The organism is Streptomyces sp. NPDC032822 (assembly GCF_055578825.1).
The window spans coordinates 363,892-388,152 of sequence record NZ_JBVIOL010000006.1 but is presented as its reverse complement, the minus strand read 5'-3'; the positions used below and the strand labels follow the sequence as shown (position 1 = coordinate 388,152).

Annotated in this window: 20 protein-coding genes and 1 pseudogene; 14 read left to right on the top strand and 7 right to left on the bottom strand. The window is 72.4% G+C overall.

The genetic code is table 11. From position 1 onward, the window contains the following. The first annotated feature begins 162 nt into the window (after positions 1–162). Positions 163–1,548 carry a transcriptional regulator gene (locus ACZ5VD_RS19820; protein ID WP_468549097.1) on the top strand — a complete coding sequence of 462 codons (1,386 nt, stop codon included), beginning with the start codon at positions 163–165 and terminating at the stop codon, positions 1,546–1,548. A 179-nt stretch (positions 1,549–1,727) separates the two neighbouring features. After that, entirely contained in the window at positions 1,728–3,533 is a 1,806-nt protein-coding gene (locus tag ACZ5VD_RS19815; RefSeq protein ID WP_468549096.1) for a hypothetical protein, read from the top strand. Positions 3,534–3,585: 52 nt separating this feature from the next. Here ACZ5VD_RS19815 and ACZ5VD_RS19810 read toward each other — a convergent pair whose 3' ends face one another. Beyond that, positions 3,586–4,893 (bottom strand): ABC transporter substrate-binding protein, encoded by a 1,308-nt coding sequence (locus ACZ5VD_RS19810; RefSeq protein ID WP_468682815.1) that lies wholly within the window; start codon positions 4,891–4,893, stop codon positions 3,586–3,588. Between the two features lie 117 nt (positions 4,894–5,010). Between ACZ5VD_RS19810 and ACZ5VD_RS19805 the strand changes: the two genes are divergently transcribed. Further along, positions 5,011–5,511, top strand: a complete 501-nt coding sequence (locus ACZ5VD_RS19805; protein ID WP_468549094.1) for an SCO4402 family protein — start codon at positions 5,011–5,013, stop codon at positions 5,509–5,511. 47 nt (positions 5,512–5,558) lie between these two features. Continuing rightward, complete coding sequence (purU, locus tag ACZ5VD_RS19800) at positions 5,559–6,440, top strand: formyltetrahydrofolate deformylase (protein WP_468549093.1); 882 nt, start codon at positions 5,559–5,561, stop codon at positions 6,438–6,440. Between the two features lie 188 nt (positions 6,441–6,628). Here the strand turns inward: purU and ACZ5VD_RS19795 are convergent, their stop codons facing one another. Together ACZ5VD_RS19795 and ACZ5VD_RS19790 are read right to left on the bottom strand one after the other, a co-directional pair. Next, positions 6,629–7,876, bottom strand: a complete 1,248-nt coding sequence (locus ACZ5VD_RS19795; RefSeq protein ID WP_468682814.1) for a zf-HC2 domain-containing protein — start codon at positions 7,874–7,876, stop codon at positions 6,629–6,631. Then, a complete protein-coding gene (locus tag ACZ5VD_RS19790) occupies positions 7,873–8,454 on the bottom strand; it encodes a sigma-70 family RNA polymerase sigma factor (protein ID WP_468549091.1) in 582 nt (193 codons plus the stop codon). Before ACZ5VD_RS19790 ends, ACZ5VD_RS19795 begins: the two co-directional genes overlap by 4 nt. 353 nt (positions 8,455–8,807) lie before the next feature. On the opposite strand from ACZ5VD_RS19790, the gene ACZ5VD_RS19785 reads away from it, so the two are divergent. Together ACZ5VD_RS19785 and ACZ5VD_RS19780 are read left to right on the top strand one after the other, a co-directional pair. Continuing rightward, positions 8,808–9,188, top strand: a complete 381-nt coding sequence (locus ACZ5VD_RS19785) for an STAS domain-containing protein (RefSeq protein WP_468549090.1) — start codon at positions 8,808–8,810, stop codon at positions 9,186–9,188. Between the two features lie 207 nt (positions 9,189–9,395). Next, a complete protein-coding gene (locus ACZ5VD_RS19780) occupies positions 9,396–9,908 on the top strand; it encodes an EF-hand domain-containing protein (protein ID WP_468549089.1) in 513 nt (170 codons plus the stop codon). A gap of 19 nt (positions 9,909–9,927) precedes the next feature. Here ACZ5VD_RS19780 and ACZ5VD_RS19775 read toward each other — a convergent pair whose 3' ends face one another. Further along, positions 9,928–11,439: a class I adenylate-forming enzyme family protein gene (locus ACZ5VD_RS19775; protein ID WP_468682813.1), complete on the bottom strand. Its 1,512-nt coding sequence runs from the start codon at positions 11,437–11,439 to the stop codon at positions 9,928–9,930. A gap of 139 nt (positions 11,440–11,578) precedes the next feature. Here ACZ5VD_RS19775 and ACZ5VD_RS19770 point away from each other — a divergent pair, with 139 nt between their 5' ends. The 3 genes from ACZ5VD_RS19770 (at position 11,579) to ACZ5VD_RS19760 (ending at position 14,605) form a co-directional block, all read left to right on the top strand. Further along, on the top strand, positions 11,579–12,712 hold the full coding sequence (locus ACZ5VD_RS19770) for an acyl-CoA dehydrogenase family protein (protein WP_468549087.1): 1,134 nt from the start codon (positions 11,579–11,581) through the stop codon (positions 12,710–12,712). A 1-nt stretch (position 12,713) separates the two neighbouring features. Beyond that, positions 12,714–13,622 (top strand): acyl-CoA dehydrogenase family protein, encoded by a 909-nt coding sequence (locus tag ACZ5VD_RS19765; RefSeq protein WP_468682812.1) that lies wholly within the window; start codon positions 12,714–12,716, stop codon positions 13,620–13,622. A gap of 518 nt (positions 13,623–14,140) precedes the next feature. Beyond that, on the top strand, positions 14,141–14,605 hold the full coding sequence (locus ACZ5VD_RS19760) for an ATP-binding protein (protein ID WP_468549219.1): 465 nt from the start codon (positions 14,141–14,143) through the stop codon (positions 14,603–14,605). A 501-nt stretch (positions 14,606–15,106) separates the two neighbouring features. Here ACZ5VD_RS19760 and ACZ5VD_RS19755 read toward each other — a convergent pair. Beyond that, positions 15,107–16,042 (bottom strand): cyclase family protein, encoded by a 936-nt coding sequence (locus ACZ5VD_RS19755; RefSeq protein WP_468682811.1) that lies wholly within the window; start codon positions 16,040–16,042, stop codon positions 15,107–15,109. An 84-nt stretch (positions 16,043–16,126) separates the two neighbouring features. Between ACZ5VD_RS19755 and ACZ5VD_RS19750 the strand changes: the two genes are divergently transcribed. The 4 genes and pseudogenes from ACZ5VD_RS19750 to ACZ5VD_RS19735 all read left to right on the top strand — a co-directional run. Further along, positions 16,127–17,041: an SDR family NAD(P)-dependent oxidoreductase gene (locus ACZ5VD_RS19750; protein ID WP_468549084.1), complete on the top strand. Its 915-nt coding sequence runs from the start codon at positions 16,127–16,129 to the stop codon at positions 17,039–17,041. Between the two features lie 166 nt (positions 17,042–17,207). Continuing rightward, positions 17,208–18,362 (top strand): acyl-CoA dehydrogenase family protein, encoded by a 1,155-nt coding sequence (locus ACZ5VD_RS19745; protein WP_468682810.1) that lies wholly within the window; start codon positions 17,208–17,210, stop codon positions 18,360–18,362. Next, a complete protein-coding gene (locus ACZ5VD_RS19740) occupies positions 18,362–19,411 on the top strand; it encodes a Zn-dependent alcohol dehydrogenase (RefSeq protein WP_468549082.1) in 1,050 nt (349 codons plus the stop codon). Before ACZ5VD_RS19745 ends, ACZ5VD_RS19740 begins: the two co-directional genes overlap by 1 nt. Before the next feature lie 172 nt (positions 19,412–19,583). After that, positions 19,584–20,945: pseudogene (locus ACZ5VD_RS19735) on the top strand (MFS transporter); the annotation flags it as partial. On the opposite strand, the gene ACZ5VD_RS19730 reads toward ACZ5VD_RS19735, so the two are convergent. Further along, positions 20,871–22,061 (bottom strand): GlxA family transcriptional regulator, encoded by a 1,191-nt coding sequence (locus ACZ5VD_RS19730; protein WP_468682809.1) that lies wholly within the window; start codon positions 22,059–22,061, stop codon positions 20,871–20,873. The pseudogene ACZ5VD_RS19735 and the gene ACZ5VD_RS19730 overlap by 75 nt on opposite strands. A 72-nt stretch (positions 22,062–22,133) precedes the next feature. Between ACZ5VD_RS19730 and ACZ5VD_RS19725 the strand changes: the two genes are divergently transcribed. Further along, positions 22,134–23,519, top strand: coding sequence for an MFS transporter (locus tag ACZ5VD_RS19725; RefSeq protein WP_468682808.1), 1,386 nt, complete (start codon positions 22,134–22,136; stop codon positions 23,517–23,519). A 113-nt stretch (positions 23,520–23,632) separates the two neighbouring features. On the opposite strand, the gene ACZ5VD_RS19720 is transcribed toward ACZ5VD_RS19725, so the two are convergent. Continuing rightward, a complete protein-coding gene (locus ACZ5VD_RS19720) occupies positions 23,633–24,229 on the bottom strand; it encodes a flavin reductase family protein (RefSeq protein ID WP_468549079.1) in 597 nt (198 codons plus the stop codon). Positions 24,230–24,261 lie beyond the last annotated feature (32 nt).

The following is a 24,261-nucleotide window of genomic DNA, read 5'->3' as shown; positions in this document are numbered from 1 at the left end:
CGGCAATCCTCACATGTCTCGCATCTTCGCTATGGCCGCGGGGCATTGATCTTCACGGCCGGATCTTTTCGGTGCACCAGCCGGTGCTCCGGGCTCGTTCCGTCCGTGGAAGACACGTCAACTCGGTGCGTGGGCAGGCACCGCAGCCACAGGGGGTACGCCATGGCCGCAAGGCCTCTCGTCGCGCGGCAGCCGAACGAACGGCTGCAGGCGCTCATCCAGGAAGCGGGTTGCTCCAACGCGGGGCTCGCCCGCCGGGTCAACATGTGCGGCGCGGAGCACGGTCTGGATCTGCGGTACGACAAGACGTCCGTGGCGCGCTGGCTGCGCGGACAGCAGCCTCGTGGCCGCGCCCCGGCGATCATCGCGGAGGCGCTCGGCCGCAAGCTCGGCCGTACGGTCACGATCGACGAGATCGGCATGGCCAACGGCAAGAACCTCGCGTCCGGGGTCGGCCTCCAGTTCTCGCCGACGGTACTGGGAGCCATCGAGCAGGTGTGTGAGCTGTGGCGCAGTGACGTGGGCCGCCGGGACTTCCTGTCCGGCTCCTCCGTCGCCGCGTCCGCGCTGGTCGAGCCGAGCCGCGACTGGCTGATCTCCTCGCCGGACTCGCAGGTGGCGCGCGCGGCGGGGCCGCGGGTGGGGCAGTCCGACGTGGCGGCGGTCCGCGCGATGACGCAGGCGCTGTGCGATCTGGACCACCAGTACGGCAGCGGGCACGTCCGCCCGGTCGTCGTGCACTACCTCAACAGCGTGGTCTCCGGGCTGCTGGCCGGCTCCTACCGGGAGGCGGTCGGCCGGGACCTGTTCGCCGCGGTGGCCCGACTGACCGAACTGGCGGGCTACATGGCCGTCGACACCGGCCAACCGGGCCTCGCGCAGCGCTACTACATCCAGGCCCTGCGGCTCGCCCAGGCGGCCGGTGACCGTGGCTACGGCGGGTATGTGCTCGCCGCCTCCATGAGCCATCTCGCCGCGCAGCTCGGGAACCCGCGTGAGATCGCGCAGTTGGCGCGCGCGGCGCAGGAAGGGGCGCGGGGGCGGGTCACCCCGCGCGCGGAGTCGATGTTCCACGCGGCGGAGGCGCGGGGGCACGCGTTGCTGGGCGACGCGCGGGCGGCCCAGGTGGCGTCCGGGCGGGCGGTGAACGCGCTGGAGCAGGCGGACCCGTCGGCCGGGGACGACCCGGCGTGGATCGCGCACTTCGACGAGGCCTATCTCGCCGACGAGTTGGCGCACTGCCACCGGGACCTCGGGCAGGCCGAGGCGGCGGCGCGGTGCGCGCAGGAGTCGCTGACCGGGCACCCCGAGTCGCGGGCCCGGCGCCGGGCCATCGGCTATGTGCTGCTGGCCACCGCGCAGGTGCAGCAGCGTGAGGTGGAGCAGGCCTGCAACACCGGCCTCAAGGCGGTGGAGTTGCTGGAGACGCTCCGCTCCAACCGGGGCGCCGAGTACCTGGACGACTTCCAGCAGCGGCTGGAGCCGTTCCGGGACGAGCCCGTGGTAAGGGAGTTCGGGGCGCGACTGGACCTTCAGGCGGCGGCGTAGAAGGGACCGCAGGAACCGTAGAAGCGGGATGGGGGACCGGGTCCGGCACCGGGCGCATGGTGATCTGTTACGGCCGTCACAGGGACGCAGGTCACGACATGAGCTGCGTGGCACCCGGCTCGGGAGACCCGGTAGCGTGAGCCGACGATTCCGAAGGTCCCCCATTAGTAGGAGTCCCGGTGACGCAGAGTGGACAGGGCGAGGAGCCCTCGCCGCGCGAGGCGCGCGAAGGCATCGTGCTGCCCTCCGACGGCGGGGAACCCCTGCTGCCGGGAACGACGGGCGGATACGGCGGAAGCAACAGCGACGGCGGTAACTCCGTCGGCAACGGCTACGGCCCCGCCCAGAGCGGCTACGGCCGGCACGAGCCGTCGGATCAGGCACCCGGCCAGGGCCCGCCGCCCGGTCCGGCCGGCGGCCAGTCCTGGGGCACCCCCTGGGGCCCCGATCAGTACCAGGCCCAGTCGCAGCACCAAGGCCGGCACGAGGCACCGGCCCCGCCGCCGGGCCAGGGCTGGCAGAGCCCGCCCGAACAGTCGTGGCACAGCCCCGACCAGTCCTGGGGCACCCCGTCCGGCCCCCTGCCGCCGGAGGGGACACCGGCGTACGGAGCGGACGGCTACGGCGCTCCCGCGCCGCAGCCCGAGCAGTACGGCCCGCCCGCCACGGACGGCTACGGTTCCCTGCCGCCGGCCGACTCCTACGGCTCACCCGCCTCCGGGGCGCCGCTGCCGCCCGCCGACCCGTACGGCGGCGCGTACGGCGCCCTCCCGGCGCAGGCGCAGCACACCCCGGACGGCACCCCGAACCCGGCCCCGCACCCCGCCCAGAGCGCCGCGCTGCCGCCGGCCGACGAGGGCGCCACCCAGTACCTCCCGCCGGTCGTGGGGAACGGGCCCGCGCAGTACCCGAGTCCTCCGGCCGTGCCGGGCGGGGACGAGGGGGCGACGCAGTACCTCCCGCCGGTGGGGCCAGGGGCGTTGCCGCCCGAGGTGCGCGCCGAGTCGCCCGGTGAGTCGACGCAGTTCCTCGGCACCGGTCCGCGTGCCGGAGCGGGCGCGGGATCCGGGCCGATGCCGCCCCTGTCCGGGCCCGACGCCGAGGCCACGCAGTACATACCGCCCGTGCCCGCGCAGTCCGGCGGGGACCGGCAGCCGCCCGCCGAGTTCGACAACCTCTTCCGCAGCGGGCCGGGCGGCGAGTCACCGGCCGGGGCGACCCAGCAGATGCCGCGCGTCCAGCAGGGCGCCCCCGGCGCGCAGCCGCCCTACGGACAGTCCGCGCAGCCGCCGTACGCCGGTCCGCCCCGGCCGCGGGCGCACGACGACGGGGACGGCGACCATGGCCGAGGCGGCCGTTCCCGGTCGCGGGTGCCGGTCATCGCCGCCGTCGGGATCGGCATCGTCGTGCTCGGGATCGGCGCGGGCGCGATGCTCGCCGGTGGCGGGGGCGACGACCAGGGCGACAAGAACCAGACCGTGTCCGCGACGGCCCCCGCGACCGAGGAGTCCGCGTCGCCGAGCGCCGACCCGGCGAAGGAACAGGCCCTCGCGCTGGACAAGTTGCTCGCGGACAGCGGGGACAGCCGTACCTCGGTGATCAGCGCGGTGGCCAACGTGAAGTCCTGCAAGAACCTCGGCCAGGCGGCCAAGGACCTGCGGGACGCGGCCCGGCAGCGCACCGGCCTGGTCACCCGGCTCTCCGGGATCGAGGTCGACAAGCTGCCCGACAGCGCGGGCCTGACCGACGCCCTCACCAAGGCGTGGAAGGCGTCCGCGTCGGCCGACGACCACTACGCGGCGTGGGCCGACCAGGCCGCCGGCAAGAAGGGCTGCAAGAAGGGCCAGGCGCGCGTCACCGGCCAGACCCAGGCCGGCAACAGGGCGAGCGGCACCGCCAGTACCGAGAAGGTCCGGGCCTCGCAGCTGTGGAACACGATCGCGAAGACGTACGGCCTGACCCAGCGCCAGCCGACACAGCTCTGACCCCGTTCCGGCCCGGACGGGTGACTGAGGGGCGCCCCGAGGGGGGAGCCCCTCAGCCCAGGTCCGCGTTCTTCAGGGTCTCCGTCACGTCGGTGAAGCCGTCCTTCGCGGACACCAGCCGCCCGGACCGTACGACCTGAAGGGTCACCTCGGTGTTGACCAGGCGCGGGAAGCCCACGGAGGCGAGGCCCGCCTGGAACTCCCAGTGCAGGGTCGGGGTCAGACCGCCGGTGTTGACCTTGAGCCCGTCGTCCAGGGCCCGGCGCACGGAGTCGGAGGTCACCTCGGAGTCGCCGAGCGACTCGACGGCCGCCCTGAGGACGGTGTACGCGATCCAGGTCGTCTGCACACCGGCGTCCGCGGGGTCGATCCGGTTGTCGCCGAAGGCCTTCTGGCTGATGACCTTCTTCATGGCGGCCCAGCGGGCGTCGGTCTCCACCGGGTACCAGCCGGTGATGTACGACCCCTCGTAGGGCCCCGACGGTCCGCCGGACGCGTCGATCACCGTCTGGTCGACGCTGCCGAGGACCGTGCCGGTGCGTACGTCGGGGTAGTCCTGGCGGGCCCGGCGGAACGAGTCCATGAAGGTGCCGGTGCGGTCGCCGATCGAGGGGACCACGCACCCCTTCTTCGCCGCGTCGGTGGTGGTGCGCTTCAGGGCCGCCTCGGACTGTTCCGAGTACTCGGTGGCGTCCTCCGCCGCCCGCAGGTCCGCGGCGGCCGGGTGGCCGCCCGCGGTCAGGCCGGAGTCGAGCAGGACGGGCAGTTCGTCGCCGGCGATGGTGTCGGGCCGGATCAGGGCCACGGGGCCGCAGTGCGGGGCGAGGGCCTTGCCGAGGCCGGCCAGGAGGGTGGGGGCGCCGCCGTTGACGGGGTAGGAGAGGGGGCTGGTGAACTCGTCGGTGGTGGTGCCGTAGCCGCCTATGTACGGGATGCCCTCGCCCTCCAGGGGCGGGAAGAAGGAGTCGCTGTACTGGCTGTAGGAGCCGACGACCGCGACGACGTTCTCCTGGACCGCGCGCCGGGCGCACTTCGCCGCGGTCACGCTGTCGTTGTGGTCGTTGCAGGTCAGGATGGTGAGCTTGCGGCCGTTGAGGCCGCCGTTGGCGTTGATCCAGCGGGCGTAGGCCTGCGCGAAGGCGGGCATGCCGGGTTTGTTGGTGGCGTCGGTGCCCTGGGGGGCCCAGGTCATGACCTTGATCGGGTCGTTCCCGGAGCCCTCCGCGGCACCGGGGACGATCCCGCAGCCCGCGGTCAGCCACGCGCAGGCCATCAGTGCCCCCGTGGCGCGGGCGGCGGCTCTGACGGGCCGGGTGAGGGTGGGGAGGAAGGTGCTGCGGTTGCGTCGCCTGCCGGTCATGGGCCCACACGCTTCCGCCACATCACCAACCCCGGTGTCACCCACGGTTAGGGGGTGGTGACGGGCAGGTGAACAGCGGGGGCCGGTGGGACCCGGGAGGGGAAGAACGTACGATCGGTGACCGTGCAAGGTTCGGAGAACTCTTCCCGTCGCGGCCGTCGCTCATCCACCATGGGCGGCATGCCACAGAACGACATGCCGTGGTGGCGCTGGCGCAGCAATGTGCGCTCCGCGCTGCACATGCTCTCCGATCCGGTGTTCCAGCAGAACGTCTGGCTGGCCGGTGTCGACGGGTACGGGGACGTCACCGACGCCGTGTACCGCCTGGTCGAGGACACCTGGCTGGACAACTGGTCCGCCGAGAAGTACGTCGGCACGATCTTCCGGGACTCCCAGGAGGCGGCCCTCGTCGACACCGCCGTACTGCGGGTGCTGCGGATCATGCACCAGGTCGGGCCGGACGCCCCCGTCTCCGCCTACGTCGACCACCAGGGGTGGCCGGACGCGATACGGGCGGCGCGGGACGCGCACGTCCGGATGGCGGTGGCCGACGGGGAGGACCCGGACGCGTCACCGAGCACGCTGGAGGTACTGCGGATCGTGACGCGGTCTGCCTAGCGAGACGGCGGGACCGTGGCCGTACCGGATATGGGACCCTGTCCTGCATGAACGCGCAGTCCAGCCGAGCCGAGGCTCCCGCCGACCAGTACGTCCTCACCCTCTCCTGCCCCGACAAGCAGGGCATCGTGCACGCCGTGTCGAGCTACCTCTTCATGACCGGCTGCAACATCGAGGACAGTCAGCAGTTCGGCGACCACGACACCGGACTGTTCTTCATGCGCGTCCACTTCTCGGCGGAGGCGCCGGTGACCGTGGACAAGCTGCGGGCCAGCTTCGCGGCGATCGGTGACGCCTTCCACATGGACTGGCAGATCAACCGGGCCGACGACCGGATGCGGATCGTCCTCATGGTCAGCAGGTTCGGTCACTGCCTGAACGACCTGCTCTTCCGCGCCCGCACCGGTGCCCTGCCGGTGGAGATCGCCGCCGTGGTGTCCAACCACACGGACTTCGCCGAACTCGTGGGGTCGTACGACATCCCCTTCCACCACATCCCGGTGACGAAGGACACGAAGGACCAGGCCGAGGCGCGGCTCCTGGAGCTGGTCCGCGCGGAGAACGTCGAACTGGTCGTCCTCGCCCGCTACATGCAGGTGCTCTCCGACGACCTGTGCAAGCAGCTCAGCGGCCGGATCATCAACATCCACCACTCCTTCCTGCCGAGCTTCAAGGGCGCCAAGCCCTACCACCAGGCGCACGCCCGCGGGGTGAAGCTGATCGGTGCCACCGCGCACTACGTGACGGCGGACCTCGACGAGGGCCCGATCGTCGAGCAGGAGGTCGAGCGGGTGGCGCACGACGTCACTCCGGATCAACTGGTCGCGATCGGCCGGGACGTGGAGTGCCAGGCGCTGGCGCGGGCCGTGAAGTGGCATGCGGAACGGCGGATCCTGCTGAACGGCCGCCGGACGGTCGTCTTCGCCTAGGAGCTCGGGCCGTCTGGTTGTCGGGCGGCTGCGGGTGGTCGTGGGCTGGTCGCGCCCCGCGGCGGAGCCGCAAATCGATACAGCCCCGCGCCCCTTGAGCACGTCCACCGGACGCACCTGAGGGGCGCGGGGAACTGCGCGAGCAACCACGAACCACCCGCAGTCGCCGACGCATCGGCGACCCGCCCCTACATCCGGCTCAAGCTCGCCGCGGCGAACAGCACGTCCCTGATCGCCTCGCGGTCACCGAGCTGCCCCGCCGCCGCCTCCGCGGGAGACACGTGGCCCGCCGCCAGCCGGCAGAACTCCACGCCGTCCAGGGCGACATGCGCGACCTCGTGCGCGGCGGAGCCCACCGCGGCCGGGGAGTCCAGCGGAATCAGCCACTCGCCGCCGCCGAGTCCCTCGATCTCCAGCCGCAGGCTGCGGCCCGGTTCGCCGGCCGTCACCAGGTGCCGGCCGGGGGCCGGTGCGGCGAGTCCGGCCTTGCGGCGGACGGCCAGCACGGCGGGCAGCATCCGGGCCGCCAGGTCGATCATGCGGTTGAGATGGCGCGGGGAGGGCGGCCCGTAGGGGTAGTCCACCGCCTCGGCGATGTCCTCCGCGTGCACCCAGCACTCGAAGGCGCGGTCCAGCATCGCGTCCCGCAGCGGCAGTTCGAAGGCGCCGTAGGGGACGGTCAGTCCGCCGTTGGTGCCGCCGGTGAAGGACACCGTGCGCACCAGGTCGTGGCTCTGCTCGCGCCAGGGGCCGCGCACCGAGCGGGTCGGCGGGAAGTGCGAGGCCCGCCAGTACGCCTCGGTCCGCGCGGCCGGTGTCGGCGCCTCGGAGACGACCGCGCCGAGCGGGTCGTCCAGGCCGAGGGCGACGGCGACCAGCCCGTCGACGGTCAGCAGGTGGGTGATGACCCCGGCGACGGTCGTACGACGGCTCGTCGGCTCGTCGGCCTCGAACCAGCGCAGCCGCACGGGCGCGTGCCACTCGGCGTCGCCTATGTCCTGGAGCAGGGCGTCCAGGCGGGCCGTCTCGGCGTCGTACGGTGTCGCCCAGACCGGCACCGGGATGCGCGGCGGGCGCCGGTCCAGGCAGCCCGCCAGGACGCGGGTGCGCAGGCCGGGGTCGAGGTCGAGGCTCTCGGGGCGCTGCAGCAGACCGACCGCCTCGCGCAGCCGCAGGGCCTCGTCCGCGCAGCTTCCGCAGTCGCCGAGGTGCTCCTCGACGGCGAGGGTCTCCTCCGCGGAGCAGGCGGCCAGCGCCCACGCGCCGAGGAGCGACTTCAGGACGCGGTGCTCCAGCACGAGCGGCGGGGCGGGAGGCAGCCTGTCCAGCTCGGGCAGCGGGAGGCCGCCGTCCTCGACGGAGGCGCGGGGCATCGGGATGTGGGGGGAGCGGTCGGGGTCCGGCTCAGGAGTGAGGTCGGGGTCGGATCCACTCATGCCGCACCCCCGTATCCGGGGGGTGACCCGGGTGCGCCCGCGTCGTGGGCGGTGGAGAGGAGCTGCAGGCCGAGGCGGAGGCGGCGGCGGGCCTCGTCCTCGGTGACGCCGAGGTCGGCGGCGGTCTGGCGGTAGTCGCGGCGCTGGAAGTAGGCGAGTTCCAGGGCGGCGCGCAGGGGGACGGGCATGGACTGGACGATGTAGTCGGCGCGGGCGGCGACCGAGGCGTGGCGGACCTTGCGCTCCAGGTCCTCGGCGGTGCCGTGGCCGTCCTGGGCGAGGGCGGCGGTCTCGGTGGCGCGCAGCCGCTGCACGGCGAGGCGGTGGGTGAGGGTGGCGACCCAGGAGCGCAGGGGGCCCTGTTTGGGGTCGTAGGCGTCGGGGTGCTCCCAGACGTGGGCGAAGACCTCGCGGGTGATGCCGTCGGCGGCGCGCTCGTCGCCGAGGACGCGGTGGGCGAGGCCGTGCACGAGGGAGGCGAAACGGTCGTAGAGCTCGCCCAGGGCCGCTGCCTCACCGCGTGCCAGCCGCTGCTGCATCTTGCGGTCCCAGCGGGGCGGTGCGTCCTTCTTCGCCATGTGGCCCTCTCGCCCTGCCCGTGTCCCTGCCTGTGTCCCGGTTCGTGTCCCGACCCGTGTGCCTGTCAAGCGTGCGCCCACCGTCTCCTCGAATGTAGTCGGCACCTGCGGCGGTGCACGCCCCTTTGTGCCAATGCGCGCCCCCGGTGGGCGCCAGGTGGTAATGACCTTGGCGGTGCCTACCCGCGTAGCGCCCGATCAGGCCTGATCGAACAGGATCGAATACGACGGAAACAAGCCTCTTTCGGTTTGCTTCCGTTTCTGGGCCGGAGTTTCAGGGAACGGCCGCTGGGCAGCCGCGCTGCAAGGAAGCGAAGGGATGACTTCCGGTTGAGATCCGGCGAACGAAGGGCATGGTGGTGGCGTTCAATGTGACCGGCAGTGAGCAGGGCGAGTGGGCCGTGCTCCAGGTGTCGGGCGAACTGGATCTGGTGACGTCACCCGCGCTGCGGCAGGGGGTGCACGATGTGGTCGCCGAGGGCGGTCACAGCATCGTCCTGGACCTTTCCGACGTCTTCTTCTGCGACTCCAGCGGTGTCGGCGTGCTCATAGCGTCCCGCCGCCTCATCCGCTCCTGCCAGGGCAGACTGCGGCTGATCCTCCCGGCGCAGGGCGCGGAGGACGGCTCCCACGTCAACAGGGTCCTGGGCGCGCTGGGCGTCCGCCGCCTGTTCGACGTCCACCCGGACGTCGACTCGGCGGTCTCGGAGGACGCGGACCCGCTGTCGGCGTGACGCCGGCGGCCGGTGACCGGTTGCCCGTGGCGGGTGGATCGGTGGCCGGTGGACGGCGGGCGCCGTCCGCTCCTGCCACACCGTTGTCCCAAGTTTCCCCCAGTCCTGGCACAAGCGTCACCTTCCCCAGCCCCGAAGGCCTCCCACGTCGTACGCTCCGTGCCAGACGGCACCACCCCGACGTCACGTAAGGCGGCACGAAGAGACATGGTCAGCAGCGAGTACGAGCGCAGGATCGGTGCCCGGTTCGCCACCTTCGACCAGGACGGCAACGGCTACATCGACCGCGCGGACTTCAACGTGGCGGCCAAGGCGCTGCTCACCGAGTTCGGCACGGCGGCCCGGTCCGACAAGGGACAGGCCCTGTACCTCGGTGCCGAGGCGTTCTGGCAGGGTATGGCCGGCATAGCGGACCGGGACGGCGACCAGCGCATCACCCAGGACGAGTTCGTGGGCGGCGCCGTCAAGCGGCTGCGCGACAACCCGGACCGGTTCGCCGAGATCGCCCGCCCCTTCCTGCACGCCGCGCTCGCCGTGGCCGACCCGGACGGGGACGGCGCGGCCACCGTCGAGAACACCGCGCGTGTGCTCGGGATCCTCGGCGTCCCCGAGGACGTCGCCCGGACCGCCGCGACCACGCTCGACACGGACGGCGACGGCAGGATCGGCGAGGACGAGATCGTGACCGCGTTCGCGCGCTACTTCACCGTCCCGGAGTAGGGCCCGCCGATCCGCGGACCTACGTCCCCGAATAGCGCTCCCGCAGCTTGTACTTGAGCACCTTCCGCAGGGTCTCGCCCCGCGGAAGGGCGTCCACCACCTCCAGCCGTTCCGGCAGCTTGTGGGTCGACAGCCCTTCCGCGCGCAGATGCGAGACCATCGCCTCCAGGGTCAACCCGGCCTCGCCCCCGGGCTGTTCCGCCGCCTCGACGACGGCACAGACCAACTCCCCGCGCTCCGCGTCCGGCAGCCCGATCACCGCCACGTCCCCGACGCCCGGATGCCGGTGCAGCAGGTCCTCGACCTCCTGCGCCGAGATGTTCTCGCCCTTGCGGATGATCACGTCCTTGAGCCGCCCGGTGAGCACCAGATGGCCGGTGTCCGTCAGCCGCCCGAGGTCCCCGGTGCGCAGGAACCCCTCCGCGTCGAAGGCCTCCGCGGTCTGGGCGGGGTCCAGGTACCCCTGGCACACGGCCTCGCCCTTCAGCCGCACCTCGCCGTCCACGATCCGTATCTCCATGCCCTCCGGCGGCCGTCCCTCCGTCGTCGCCAGCATCTCGGTGGTGTCGTCCGGCGCCCCCATCGTGATCATCGGCACCTCGGTCATGCCGTAGCCGTGGGTCAGCTGCACGCCCAGCTCCCGTACGACGGCGTGGTACACCTCCGGCGGCTTGGGCGCCCCGCCGCCCGCCAGCAGCCGCAGCGACGGGACGACCGGGGTCCCGGGCCGCTTGCGCTGCTCGGTGAGGAACATCGAGTAGAACGCCGTCGACCCGCCCGCGATCGTCACCCCGTGCCCGCGGTACCCGGCCAGCGCGTCCGGCATGGCGAACTGCTCGAACATCACCGCCGGGAAGCCGTACAGCAACAGCATCACCATGTAGTCCGGGCCGCCGATATGGGCGTACGGGAAGGCGATCGAGCCGACGTCGGCGGCCGTCGGGCGCAGCGCGTGGGCCAGGCACGAGCCGCCCGCGATCAGCGAACGGTCCGTGTGCAGAACGCCCTTGGGGGTCGAGGTGGTGCCCGAGGTCCAGTAGATCCAGCGGACCGAGGTGCCCTCGGCGGGCGGCGGGGGCAGCACGGACGGATCGCCGTCGGGCAGCCGGTCGTACGCCTCGATGACGCCCTTCGCGCCGAGCCGCCGCGCCATCTCCGTGTGGTCGAAGCCGCGCCACTCGCCCGGCACCGCGAAGTACTCCGCCTTCGACTCCCGCAGCGCGAAGCCGACCTCGCGGTCCCGGTAGAACGGGATGACCGGGGTCTGGACGGCTCCCAGGCGGGCCAGCGCGAAGGACAACAGGGCCGTCTCGATGCGGGTGGGCAGCTGCCAGGCGACGACCGTGCCGGGGCGTACGCCGAGGTCGTACAGGCCCGCCGCGACCCGCTCCGAGCGGTTGCGCAGCTCCCCGAAGCTCAGCGCGCGCTCCTCCTGGAGGAGGACCGGGCTCTCGGGTGTGAGGTCGGCGCGGCGGGCGACCAGGTCCCAGAGGGTGCGGGAGGTGCCGAGCGCGCGGGCGGTGTCGTTCACAGCGGCCCCCTGAAGAGCTGACGGACAGTCAGATGGTGGGCAGAGCGTAGGGCTCGACGCCTTGTCGGTCCAGGGGTGCGGGGCTAGCCTGCTGGGACAGTCGATCTGACGAACCGTCAGGCAAGTGGTGGGGGGACGGATGGACCTCACGTACACGCCCGAAGAGGAGGAGTTCCGGGCGCGGTTGAGGGAGTGGCTGGGGAAGGCGCTGCCGACCCTGCCGCCCAAGCCGTCCCCCGGCGACTGGCCCGCCCGCCGGGCCTACGACCTCGGCTGGCAGCGGACGCTCCACGACGCCGGATACGCGCACGTGCACTGGGACGCCTCCCCGACCGTGCGGCTGATCTACCTGGAGGAGACCGAGAGGGCCGGCGCCCCCTATGTGGGAGCCAACTTCGTCGGACTGCTGCACGCCGGGCCCACGATCGCCGCCGAGGGGACCCCCGGGCAGCGGGAGCGCTGGCTGCCGCCCGTGCTGCGGGGCGAGGAGGTCTGGTGCCAGGGCTTCAGCGAACCGGACGCCGGCAGCGACCTCGCGGCCCTGCGCACGCGCGCGTACCGGGACGGCGACGACTACGTGGTGACCGGCTCCAAGATCTGGACCTCGCACGCCGAAGTCGCCGACTGGTGCGAGCTGTTGGTCCGCACCGACCCGTCGGCGCCCAAACACCGCGGTATCACCTGGCTGGCCATGCCCATGGACGCCCCGGGCATCACCGTACGGCCGCTCACGACCCTCGCCGGGTCCGCCGAGTTCGCCGAGGTGTTCCTCGACGAGGTGCGGGTGCCGGTCGCCAACCGGGTCGGCGACGAGAACGACGGCTGGCGCGTGACCATGGTGACGCTCTCCTTCGAACGCGGCACGGCCTTCGTCGGCGAGGTCGTCGCCTGCCGGCGTGTGCTCGGCGAACTCGCCCGCACGGCCCGGCGGAACGGCCGCTGGGACGATCCGGCGCTCCGGCGGCGGCTGGGCAGACTGAACGCCGAGTTCCGCGCCCTGTGGCGGCTCACGCAGTGGAACGTGAGCGAGGCGGAGGCGAGCGGCGGCGTCCCGGGCGTGGGCGGCTCGGTCTTCAAGCTGCGCTACTCGGTGGCCCGCCAGGAGCTCTACGACGCCGCCGCCGACGTCCTCGGCCCCGACTGCCTGGACCTGGACCGGCCCTGGACCCTCGACCGGCTGTCCTCGCTGTCGTACACCATCGCGGCCGGGACCTCGCAGATCCAGCGCAACATCGTGGCCGAGCGGATCCTCGGACTGCCGAAGGGACGATGACGTGCGTTTCCGACTGACCGACGACCAGCGGGCGTTGCGCGGCGGCGTACGGGAGTTGCTGGCACGCCGCTTCGACCGCGAGGCGCTCCGGGCGTCCGTGGCGGCACCGGGCCTGGACCGCGCGCTGTGGCGCGAACTCGGCACCGCCGGGTTCTTCGCGCTGCGGCTGCCGGAGGCCGACGGCGGCGTCGGACTGGGCCTGCCCGAAGCCGTGTTGGCCTTCGAGGAGGCGGGCCGGGTGCTGCTGCCCGGGCCGCTGATCGCCACCCACCTCGCCGCGGGAAGCGTGCCGGGAGCGGCGACCGGGGAGACGGTGGTGGCGGCCGTGGACGGCGGGCTGGTGGAGTGGCTGGAGGAGGCGGACGTCGTACGGGGGGATGCGGAGGGCGCGGACATCGCGGGGGCCGTGCCCCTGCGGTCGGTGGATCCGCTGACGCCACTGCACCGGGTGCCCTCCGCGGGTGCGCCGACCCGGGCCCCCGGGCCAGGTCCCCTCCCCGACCCCGCTGTCGGACTGCTCACCGCGGCCGAGCAGCTCGGTACCGCCACACGCGCGTGCGAGCTGGCCGTGCAACACGCCCGGACGCGTGAGCAGTTCGGGCAGCCGATCGGGGCCTTCCAGGCGGTCAAGCACCTGTGCGCCGAGATGCTGGTGCGGGCGGAGGTGGCTCGGGCAGCGGTGTACGCGGCGGCCGTCACCGCGGACCCCGCCGACATCGCGGCGGCCCGGCTGCTCGCCGACGAGGCCGCCCTGCGCGGCACCCGGGACTGTCTCCAGGTGCACGGCGGAATGGGGTTCACCTGGGAGAGCGAGGTCCACCTGCACCTCAAACGGGCCTGGGTGCGGGCGCGACGCGGCGGTGGCGGAACGGAGAGCGAGGAGCTGCTCGCGGCCGATCTGGTGGGCTGAACGGCGAGATGGGCGAGTGAGCCGTGTGGCCACCGGGGCGGCCGGGACGGGTGTCGCGGATTGTGGCACACCGGAATCACGCAGCGTTGATACCGGGTTGTGTCCTAGGCGTGACTCGTCACGTCCCGGAGTCGGCCGACGGCTCCGGTACCTTGTCTGGGATGCGAGTGGTTCCGAGCACGAGCCATGACGGTGTCGCCCTGGAGGCCACTCCGGATCCGGCGGTGCGCGTCGCTGTTCGCAAGGTGGAAGGGCCCTCGGCCCCCGCCTGTTCGACTCCCCGCGGCGAGCGTCGCACAGTATCCCGCACGGGTACTCCTTCGCGCTGGAATATGCCCGAAGCGCTTGTTGGGGTGACTGTACGTCAACCATGCTGTCTCATAAGGGATTCACGTTCCGTGACCCCGGCTTTGGCCATTGTTCTGGCCATGCAAAAAATGGCTACGATCGTGGCCCTCGTGAGGCGCGAGGCTATGTGTCCGCCGGTTCGGATGGTGTGAACGGTGCAGGTGCTTCAAGTGCAGCTGGAGATCCGTCCCGACCCCACTGAGGTGGGGCGGGCCCGGAAGTGGGCCCGCTCCCGACTCGCCGGGTCCGGCATAGGAGATGACGAGCCACTCGCGGAGATCCTCATCCTGCTGGTCTCCGAACTGGTCACCAACGCCGTGGTGCACACCGGCTGTCCGGCCGTGCTGCGCCTGTCCCTGCCGCCCGTGGAGGCGGAGTCGGCCACCGTCCGCCTCGAAGTGGCCGACCGCAGCGACCGCGCCCCGGTGCCGCGCTGCGTGGACGGCGAGGAGACCGGCGGGAGGGGCCTCGCCCTCGTCGACGGGCTCGCCGACCGCTGGGGCTGGAGTCCCGAGGGCGCCGGCAAGCGGATCTGGTGCGAACTGGACCGGTGCACCGCCGGATCCCGAGGGGCCGCGACGACCTACGGGGACGGCTTCTCGGCCTACGAGGGGCTCGCGTTCGAGTCGGTGTGACGTCGACGGGACACGTCTGCGGGATGTCGGCGAGGCCTCGGCAGGACGCGTCGGCGCTGAGCCCGACAGGGCCGACAAGAACCTCGGCGTGTACCGGCGCACGGGCTGCTCCGGTCCGGCGCGGTCCTGGAACATGCCGGTGGCCTGGTACGCGGCCGTGGAAGGCGCTGTCGTCACCCGACGGGCGGTGAATCCGTGCGCCGGGACATGCTTCTGTGCGCGCCCATGGCAAAACAGGTCGTAGGCGAACAAATCCCCGGACGGGTGTTGACGCCACGTGACCGATTGATCACGCTTGTGGTCAGCGATTCGCCGCGAGGGGACGGCGAGGGCTTCGGTGACGGAAGCCCTCGACGAGCGTGGGTCGTGATTCGGTGCCGGTTCCCTCAGGGCCAGGGGGAGGGGAGCGGGCGCGCCGAGTCGGACGGTGGCGCGCGATGCCGTGCTCGGGGCGGGCGAGGCGCGCCGCTGTCCGACGGTCCCGGAAGGTCGCCGGCGGCCTCACAGGATCGCGACGGGCGCCACCGGCGTCCCCGTGGCGCCGACGAACGGCTCGGGCATCGCCGACAGCAGGAACGCGTAGCGGCCTTCTTGTCCACAGGCTGTGGACAACTCTTCGAGATTCCAGTTCTGGCCCTGGAGCATCCCCATCTCCACGAGATGGAGCGCGTGCACGGGCAGCCACAGGTCCTCGATCTCCGGCGGGAAGATCTCGAAGGTGAGGGTGTCGTTGGCGACCGCGGCGACATCGCGCGCATGGAACCACTCCGGAGTACGGACCGACAGACCGGGAGAGGGGAAGCCGTACGCCTGCCGGTCGCCCGCGAGATACGTCTGCACCTGCCCCGTCCGGACGAGGACGATGTCACCGGCCCGCACGCGCGTGCCCGCGAGTTCCTCCGCCGCCTCCAGGTCCTCGGGTGTGACGGCGTGCCCGCCGTCCAGCCGGTGCACCTCACGCGCGCGTGCCACGTCCAGCAGCACGCCCCGCGAGACGATGTGCCGGGCCTTGTCTATGCCGCTGAACTCGGCGCCGCCGTGCGCGGTGATGGTGCCGGCCGGGCGGCCGTTGTAGAGCCGGCCCGAGTGCGAGACATGGGTGAGCGCGTCCCAGTGGGTGGCGGCCTGCAGCCCCATGGTCACCGCGTCGTCGCTGCACGCCACCGTCCCCGGGCCGAAGATCTCCTGGTTGATCTGCACCATGGCGTGCAGGGGGTTGACCCGGCCCGGAATCAGTCCGGTCTGTACGCCGTCCTCGCGCAGGGCGAGCGCCAGCGGCACCCGGCGCCCGCTCCGTACGCAGGCCGCGGCCTCGCGGACCACCTCGTCGGTGATCAGGTTGAGGGTGCCGATCTCGTCGTCCTCCCCCCAACGGCCCCAGTTGTTCACGCGCTTGGCGATGTCGTGGAACGCGGCAGGCAGCGAGGGCAGTGACATCGGTGGTCTCCGGGGGCTTGTCTCCGTGTGTCTGACGGGTCATAAAATCTAACGGTCCGTCAGAAACCGCGGGAAGGGGCCGGCATGGGGAACTTCTTGGCAGGCAGAGTGATCGCCGTGACGGGCGCCGGGCGGGGGATCGGCCGTGCGGTGGCACTGGGCGCGGCGGCCGAGGGGGCGCGGGTCGTCGTCAACGACTACGGCGTCTCGATGGACGGCGGCTCACCCACGAGCGAGATCGCCGAGTCCGTGGTCAAGGAGATAGCGGCGGCGGGCGGCGACGCGGTCGCCGTGGCCGACGACATCTCCACGATGGCGGGCGGGCAGCGGGTCGTCGACACCGCCCTGAGCGCGTACGGACAGCTCGACGGCGTCGTCTGCGTCGCCGGGATCCTGCGCGAACGGATGCTGTTCAACATGTCCGAGGAGGAGTGGGACCCGGTCCTGGCGACCCACCTCAAGGGCACGTTCACCGTGTTCCGGGCGGCGTCCGCCGTGATGCGCAAGCAGCGGTCCGGGACCCTGATCGGCTTCACCAGCGGCAACCACCAGGGCTCGGTGTCGCAGGCCAACTACAGCGCGGCCAAGGGCGGGATCATCTCGTTGGTGCGCAGCGCCGCGCTGGGGCTGAACAAGTACGGGGTGACCGCGAACGCGGTGGCACCCGTCGCCCGTACGCGGATGTCGGCGAACGTGCCGATGGAGCTGGCGGAGATCGGGGAGCCGGAGGACGTGGCCGCGCTGGTGGTGTACCTGCTGTCCGAGAAGGCCCGGGAGCAGGGGATCACCGGGCAGGTGTACACGATCGCCGGGCCGAAGATCGCGGTGTGGGCCCAGCCGCGGGAACTGCGATCGGCGTACGCCTCCGGCGGCTGGACGCCGGAATCGATAGCGGAGTTCCTGCCGGGGTCTGTGGGAGTGGACCCGATGCCGATGCTGGCGCGGTTGGAGGGGATGGAGCGGGCGGCGAGGGAAGGTGCGCGGCCCAACGCCCAGTAGCTCGGGGTGCGGGGTGCGGGGTGGGTGGTGTGGGTTGTGGTGCCGGTGCAGGCATGGGCGCGTTGTGGCTGGTCGTGCCCGCACGGGGGAGCCGCCCACCGGACACCGCCCCGTTCCCCCAGGTAGGACATCGCGTCGGCGTCGGAAAGATCGGAAGGAGAGGTCTGTGGACTTTGGGGTCAGCGCCGCGGACGAGGTGTTCCGGGGGGAAGTCCGGGATTGGCTTGTCACGCATGTCGACGGGTCGCTCGACCGTCGCACCTGGGAACGCACCCTGGGCAAAGCCGGCTGGATCGGGATGGGTTGGGCCGAGGACGGGTTCGGGAACCGGACCGTCGGGCTCACCCAGCAGGTCGTCTGGGCCGAGGAATACGCGCGGTCCGGGGCGCCGCCGCGCTCCGGGCACATCGGGGAGAACCTCCTCGCGCCCACACTCCTCGCACACGGCAGCGACGAGCAGCGGGCCCGGTTCCTGCCGCCCATCGCCGCGGGGGAGGAACTCTGGTGTCAGGGATACAGCGAGCCCGGCGCGGGGTCGGACCTCGCCGGGGTGCGGACCAAGGCCGAGCGTTCCGCGGACGGGACGGGCTACCGGATCACCGGGCAGAAGATCTGGACCTCGCTCGCCCACGAGGCGGACTGGTGCTTCGTACTCGCCCGGACGGAACCCGGTTCGACGCGCCACCGCGGACTGAGTCTGTTGCTCGTACCCATGGACCAGCCCGGCCGGATCGAGGTGCGGCCCATCCGGCAGCTCACCGGCACGAGCGAGTTCAACGAGGTCTTCTTCGACGGGGCCCACGCGCGCGGGGAGCACGTCGTCGGGGGCGAGGGCGACGGGTGGCGGGTCGCGATGAGCCTGCTCGGGTTCGAGCGGGGAGTGTCGACGCTCGCCCAGCAGATCGGCTTCGCACAGGAGTTGGGGCGGGTCGTCGAGGCGGCCGTCGCGTCCGGCGCGGTGCGCGATCCCGTCGTACGGGAACGGCTGGTGCGGCAGTGGGCCGAGCTGCGGGTGATGCGGTGGAACGCCCTGCGCACGCTGGGGAGTTCGGGCGACGCCGGGGCGCCCAGCGTCGCCAAGCTGCTGTGGGGCGGGTGGCATCAGCGGCTCGGGGAGCTGGCGATGCTGGCACGGGGCGCGGGGGCCGTCGTAGGGCCCCAGGTGTGGTCGGACGCGGCGCCTTACGAACTCGACGCGCTCCAGCACCTGTTCCTGTTCTCCCGGGCCGACACGGTCTACGGGGGCTCCGACCAGATCCAGCGCACGATCATCGCCGAGCGGGTGCTCGGTCTGCCTAGGGAGCCCAAGGGAGTCGTGTGATGCGCGGTGTGCTGTTCGACGGGAAGCAGATCGAGGTCGTGGACGATCTGGAAGTGCGGGATCCGGGGCCGGGAGAGGTGCTGGTCGCGATCTCCGCGGCGGGGTTGTGCCACAGCGATCTGTCCGTGGTGGACGGGACCATCCCGTTCCCCGTCCCTGTGGTGCTCGGCCACGAGGGTGCGGGGGTGGTGGAGGCCGTCGGAGCCGGGGTCACCCATGTGGCGGCCGGGGACCACGTGGCCCTGTCGACGCTCGCCAACTGCGGTGCGTGCGCCGAGTGCGACCGGGGACGGCCGACGATGTGCCGGCAGGCGATCGGGCGGCCGGGGCGGCCGTTCACCCGGGGCGGGCGGCCGGTGTTCCAGTTCGCGTCCAACTCGGCCTTCGCCGAACGGACGGTGGTGAAGGCCGTGCAGGCCGTGCGGATCCCCAAGGACATCCCCATGCCCTCCGCCGCGCTCATCGGATGCGGGGTGCTGACCGGCGTCGGCGCCGTGCTCAACCGGGCCAGGGTCGACCGCGGGGACAGCGTGCTGGTGATCGGCACCGGCGGGATCGGGCTCAACGTCCTTCAGGGCGCGCGGATCGCGGGCGCCCTGCGGATCGTCGCCGTGGACGCCAACCCGGCGAAGGAGGCGGTGGCCCGGCGGTTCGGCGCGACCCACTTCCTCACCTCGGCGGACGGGGTGCGGGACATCCTGCCGACCGGCGCGGACCACGCCTTCGAGTGCGTAGGCCGCGTCGAACTGATCCGGGCGGCGATCGACGCCCTGGACCGGCACGGACAGGCGATCCTCCTCGGCGTCCCGCCGGCCACCGCCGAGGCGTCCTTCCTGGTCTCCTCGATGTACCTGGACAAGTCCATCCTGGGCTGCCGGTACGGATCCTCCCGCCCACAACGGGACATCGCCCTCTACGCCGAGCTGTACCGCGAGGGACGGCTGCTCCTCGACGAACTGGTGACGGAGACATATCCGGTCGAGGACTTCGAGAAGGCGGCGGGGGACGCGGAGGCGGGGCGGGTTGCTCGGGGGGTGTTGACGTTCTGAGGGTGGGGTTCTGAGGGCCGAATTCTGGAGGGTGGGGTTCGGGGGCAGTGGTTCTGGGGGAGGGTGGGGTTCTGAGGGTGGTTCGGGGGAATGTCCGCGGTGTGCCAGAGGTTTTCCACAGGTGCGGGAATTTTCCTGGGGCGTTGTCGGTGCCCGCCTCTAGCGTCGACGCATGACCTACCGCGACGTCGCCTCCAAGCAGGTGCTGATCTGGGCCTGCACCTCCCTCGCCGCCCGCCTGCCGGTGGCCATGGCCCCGTTGGCCCTGGTGTTCCTGGTGCGCGAACGCCCGGGCGGCTATGCCCTGGGGGCGGTGCTCGCGGCCGCGTATGTCGTCGGGGAGATCGTCGGTGCGCCGGTGCTCGGCATGCGGCTGCGTCCCGACCGGGCCAGACCCCAACTGGTCGCGGCCCTCGCGACCGGGGCCGCGGGGTTCGCGGCACTCGGAGTCTTCCCGGGCGCGCATCCCGTGCTCCTCGCCGCGTTCGCCTCCCTGGCCGGCGCCGCTCCGGCCGCCGTCGCCGGCGGGCTGCGCGCGCTGCTCACCGGCCTGGTCCCGGCGCGGGCCGTGACGCAGGCGCTGTCCACCGAGTCGATGCTCAACTCGGTTATCTGGGCCGTCTCTCCGGCCACCGTCGCCGGCCTCGCGCTCGGCGCGGCACCGCGCGTTCCGCTGCTCCTCGGGGCCGCGCTGATGGCGTTGTCGGTCGGAGGGCTGTGGCTGCTTCCGGCCGGGTGGAAGGTGGACGACGGGCGGGGAAGGAAGGGGGCGGGCGATGGGCCCGGCGGTAAGGAGAGGGAGGATGGGCGCGGCGGTAAGGAGACGGACGACGAGCGTCGGGGTAAGGGGACCGGCGACGGGCTTGGGCGCAAAGGAGCGGAGCGGGCGGGACCTTCGGTGCTGGGGCTCCTGATCGGTGCCTGGCCCGTGTATGTCACCGGTGCGGCCGGTCTCACCCTGCTCGGCCTGGCCGAAATCGTCCTGCCCGCGCTGCTCGAACAGAGGGACATCGGCGTCGGCTGGTCCGGCCCGATGCTGACGGGGATGGCTGTGGGCGCGGGACTGGGCGCCTTTCTCTATGGTCTTCGGGCCTGGCCGGGGCGGCTGCGCACCCGCAGCGCGGTGCTGATCGGTGGCACGTCGGCCTGCGTGGCCCTTGCCGCGCTGACGCCGTCCACGGCCGGGATCGCCGCCGCGTTGGCCGTGGGCGGCATGTTCCAGTCGGGTGCGCTGGTCACCCGCAATCTGGCCCTGCGCGAGGCACTTCCGGAGAGCTCCCTGGCCTCGGGCTACTCGGTCATGTACGCGGCCGGCAGCGTCGGGTACGCGGCGGCGGGTTCGCTCGCGGGCGCCCTGCTCCGGGTGACGTCACCGTCCACGGCCGTCCTGGCCGGCGTGGGCCTGACGCTGGTCCTGACGGCCGTGGGGTGGTGGGGCGAGGTGCGCTCCGGCGATCGTTCAGCGCGGGGCGAGGACGGGGGCGTGACCGTCGGTTCGGGGGGTTCTGCCGGTTCCGCCGGAGCGGGTGGCGCTGTCGGCTGTGTCGCTTCGGCTGGCGCTGTCGGCGGCCCGGTCGCTGCCGGGCACAGTGGCCTCATCGGTCCTGCTGGCCTCATCGGTTCGGTGGGCCCTGCCGACCCCACCGGTCCCGTCGGTCCCGGCCCGGAAGGTGCGGCGATACGCGGTGGGTGTGACCCCGAGTGTCGTCTGTAGGTGCTGGCGCATCGACTGGGCCGTGCCGAAGCCCGCGTCGTGGGCGATCTGGTCGACGGAGAGGTCGGTGGACTCCAGCAGGTGCCGGGCCCGTTCCACCCGCTGTTGGGTGAGCCACTGGCCGGGGCTGACGCCGGTCTCCTCACGGAAGCGGCGGGTGAAGGTGCGTACGGACATGGACTCCTGCTCGGCCATGTCCCGCAGCTGGATCGGCTCGTGGAGCCGGCCCAGCGCCCAGGCGCGGGCCGAGGTCGTGGTCGCCAACTGGGGGTCGGGCACGGGGCGGTGGATGTACTGCGCCTGGCCGCCGTCGCGGTGCGGCGGTACGACCGTGCGGCGGGCCACCTCGTTGGCGACGGCCGTGCCGTGGTCGCGGCGCACCATGTGCAGGCACAGGTCGAGGCCGGCCGCCACGCCCGCCGAGGTCAGGATGTCGCCGTCGTCGATGAACAGGACGTCCGCGTCGACCTTGATCCGTGGGAAGAGACGCTGGAGGTGCTCCGCGTCGGCCCAGTGCGTGGTGGCGGGCCGGCCGTCCAGGAGGCCGGCGGCGGCCAGGACGTAGACGCCGGTGCAGATGGAGGCGAGCCGGGTGCCGGGCCGGATGTGGGCGAGCGCGGCGGCCAGTTCGTCGGTGAGGACGCCCTGCTCGAAGACCGGGCCCAGTTCGTACGACGCCGGGATGATCACCGTGTCGGCGGTGGCCAGGACCTCCGGGCCGTGGGCGACCTGGATGGCGAAGTCGGCGTCGGTCTCGACCGGGCCGGGCGGGCGGATCGAGCAGGTCACGACCTCGTAGTAGGGGCGGCGAGGCGACTTCTTGGGGCGGCCGAAGATGCGGTGCGGGATGCCCAGCTCGAAGGGGAGCAGGCCGTCGAGGGCGAGCACGACGACGCGGTGCGGGCGGTGGTCCGCGGAACCTGTGGCCGTTTCCATGGCCCGATCCTAGCGAATACTGTCTTTCGGGCCACTCGATCTCGGGAGCGGTCGACCCGGAAGCTTTATGTCGTGACCCAGACAAGCGAAGCCGCCGTAGAGGCATCCAGCGGACGACGGAAGAGGATCCGGCTGCACAGGGCCTGGTTCGTCGCCGCCGTCACCTTCGTGACGATCATCGGCGCCGCCGCCTTCCGTTCCCTGCCGGGGCTGCTCATCGACCCGCTGAACCAGGAGTTCGGCTGGTCGCGCGGGACGATCGGGGCGGCCGTCTCCGTCAACCTCGCGCTCTATGGGCTCACCGCGCCCTTCGCCGCCGCGCTGATGGACCGTTTCGGCATCCGCCGGGTCGTCGCCGTCGCCCTCACGGTGATCGCGATCGGGTCCGGCCTCACCGTCTGGATGACGGCGGCCTGGCAACTGCTGCTCTGCTGGGGCCTGCTGGTCGGCCTCGGGTCCGGCTCCATGGCGCTGGCCTTCGCCGCGACCGTCACCAACCGCTGGTTCACCGAGCGGCGCGGCCTGGTCACCGGCATCCTCACCGCCGCCTCCGCCTCCGGGCAGCTGATCTTCCTGCCGGCGCTGTCCTGGATGGTCGAGACCCACAGCTGGCGTCCGGCGGCCGTCACGGTCGCCCTCGCCGCCCTCGCGGTGGTGCCCTTCGTATGGCTGCTGCTGCGCGACCATCCGGCCGACGTGGGCCTGAAGCCGTACGGCGCCCAGGAGTTCGTGCCGAAGCCGCCCCCGGTGACCGGTGCCGCGCGCCGGGCCGTGACCGTGCTGTTCAAGGCCGCCCGCACCGGCCCCTTCTGGCTGCTCGCCGGGACCTTCGCGATCTGCGGCGCCTCCACCAACGGCCTGGTGCAGACCCACTTCGTGCCCGCGGCCCACGACGCGCACATGCCCGTCACCGCGGCGGCCTCGCTGCTCGCGGTCATCGGCGTCTTCGACGTCGTCGGCACCATCGCCTCCGGCTGGTTCACCGACCGCTACGAGCCGCGCCGGCTGCTGGCCGTCTATTACGCCCTGCGCGGCGTCTCGCTGCTCTTCCTGCCCCTGCTGCTGGCCCCGTCGGTCCACCCGCCGATGCTGTTCTTCATCGTCTTCTACGGCCTCGACTGGGTCGCCACCGTGCCGCCCACCGTGGCCCTGTGCCGGGAGTACTACGGCGAGGACAGCGCGATCGTCTTCGGCTGGGTCCTCGCCTCCCACCAACTCGGCGCCGCGCTCGTCGCGTTCCTCGGAGGCGTGGCCCGGGACGTCTTCGGTACGTACGACATGGTCTGGTACGCGTCGGGGGCGCTGTGCGCGGTGGCGGCGCTGATGGCGCTGGTGATCCGGCGACGGCCGACGGGGCCGGCCGATCCGGTCGATGCGGCTGATCCGGCCGATCCGACGGGTCTGACGGGGCCGACCGACTCGGAGGCGAAGGTGGGGCAGGTGGGGCAGGTGGGGTAGGCCGCGGTGACGGGGTAACTCGATGTGGCCCAGATGAGGCTGGGGCCCGGTTGAGCCCCGGCCGCTCGGTCGCGGCTGAGGCCCGGCTCGGACCCCGGCCGCCCGGTCGTGGTCTAGAGGAACCGTCCCCTGTGGAACACCAGAGGTGCCGCCTCCTCGGCGCCCGTCCCCAGCGCGTCCACGCGTCCCACGACGACGAGATGGTCGCCGCCCGTGTGCACCGCGTGGATCGCGCAGTCGATCCACGCGAGCGTGCCCGCGAGGCGCGGGGAGCCGGACACTGGTGCCGCGTCGAACACGACCCCGGCGAACTTGTCCGCGCCGCGCACCGCGAACCCGCGGCACAACTCGCCCTGGTGTGCGGCCAGGACGTTGACGCAGAAGACGCCCGCGCGGGCGATGCGGGGCCAGGTCGTGGACGTACGGCCGACCATGAAGGAGACGAGGGGCGGGTCCAGGGAGAGGGCGGAGAAGGACTGGCAGGCGAAACCGGCGGGGCCGGGTTCGCCGTCGGCGGCGGGCGCCGTCACCACGGTCACTCCGGTCGCGAAGGTCCCCAGCACCCGCCGGAACTCACCCTGTTCGACCGGCGCCCGCTCGTCCTCGCGCACACAGCGCAACTCCGGGCGCGGCAAGGGCTCCACGGGTCCGGGGTGCGGCCCGGACCGGAGGTAGCGGACGGCTGCTGCGGCCATTCCTGCGTGTCCCATCACATCCACCATTGAAGCTGACGGTCTGTCAG

Bases quoted from the DNA above. Each gene is read 5' to 3' on its own strand.
- ACZ5VD_RS19810 (WP_468682815.1), bottom strand. From the start codon at position 4,893: ATGACCGGCAGGCGACGCAACCGCAGCACCTTCCTCCCCACCCTCACC.
- ACZ5VD_RS19790 (WP_468549091.1), bottom strand. From the start codon at position 8,454: ATGGCGAAGAAGGACGCACCGCCCCGCTGGGACCGCAAGATGCAGCAG.
- ACZ5VD_RS19755 (WP_468682811.1), bottom strand. From the start codon at position 16,042: ATGTCACTGCCCTCGCTGCCTGCCGCGTTCCACGACATCGCCAAGCGC.
- ACZ5VD_RS19750 (WP_468549084.1), top strand. From the start codon at position 16,127: ATGGGGAACTTCTTGGCAGGCAGAGTGATCGCCGTGACGGGCGCCGGG.
- ACZ5VD_RS19820 (WP_468549097.1), top strand. From the start codon at position 163: ATGGCCGCAAGGCCTCTCGTCGCGCGGCAGCCGAACGAACGGCTGCAG.
- purU (WP_468549093.1), top strand. From the start codon at position 5,559: ATGAACGCGCAGTCCAGCCGAGCCGAGGCTCCCGCCGACCAGTACGTC.
- ACZ5VD_RS19770 (WP_468549087.1), top strand. From the start codon at position 11,579: ATGGACCTCACGTACACGCCCGAAGAGGAGGAGTTCCGGGCGCGGTTG.
- ACZ5VD_RS19740 (WP_468549082.1), top strand. From the start codon at position 18,362: ATGCGCGGTGTGCTGTTCGACGGGAAGCAGATCGAGGTCGTGGACGAT.
- ACZ5VD_RS19785 (WP_468549090.1), top strand. From the start codon at position 8,808: ATGGTGGTGGCGTTCAATGTGACCGGCAGTGAGCAGGGCGAGTGGGCC.
- ACZ5VD_RS19730 (WP_468682809.1), bottom strand. From the start codon at position 22,061: ATGGAAACGGCCACAGGTTCCGCGGACCACCGCCCGCACCGCGTCGTC.
- ACZ5VD_RS19780 (WP_468549089.1), top strand. From the start codon at position 9,396: ATGGTCAGCAGCGAGTACGAGCGCAGGATCGGTGCCCGGTTCGCCACC.
- ACZ5VD_RS19720 (WP_468549079.1), bottom strand. From the start codon at position 24,229: ATGGGACACGCAGGAATGGCCGCAGCAGCCGTCCGCTACCTCCGGTCC.
- ACZ5VD_RS19795 (WP_468682814.1), bottom strand. From the start codon at position 7,876: ATGAGTGGATCCGACCCCGACCTCACTCCTGAGCCGGACCCCGACCGC.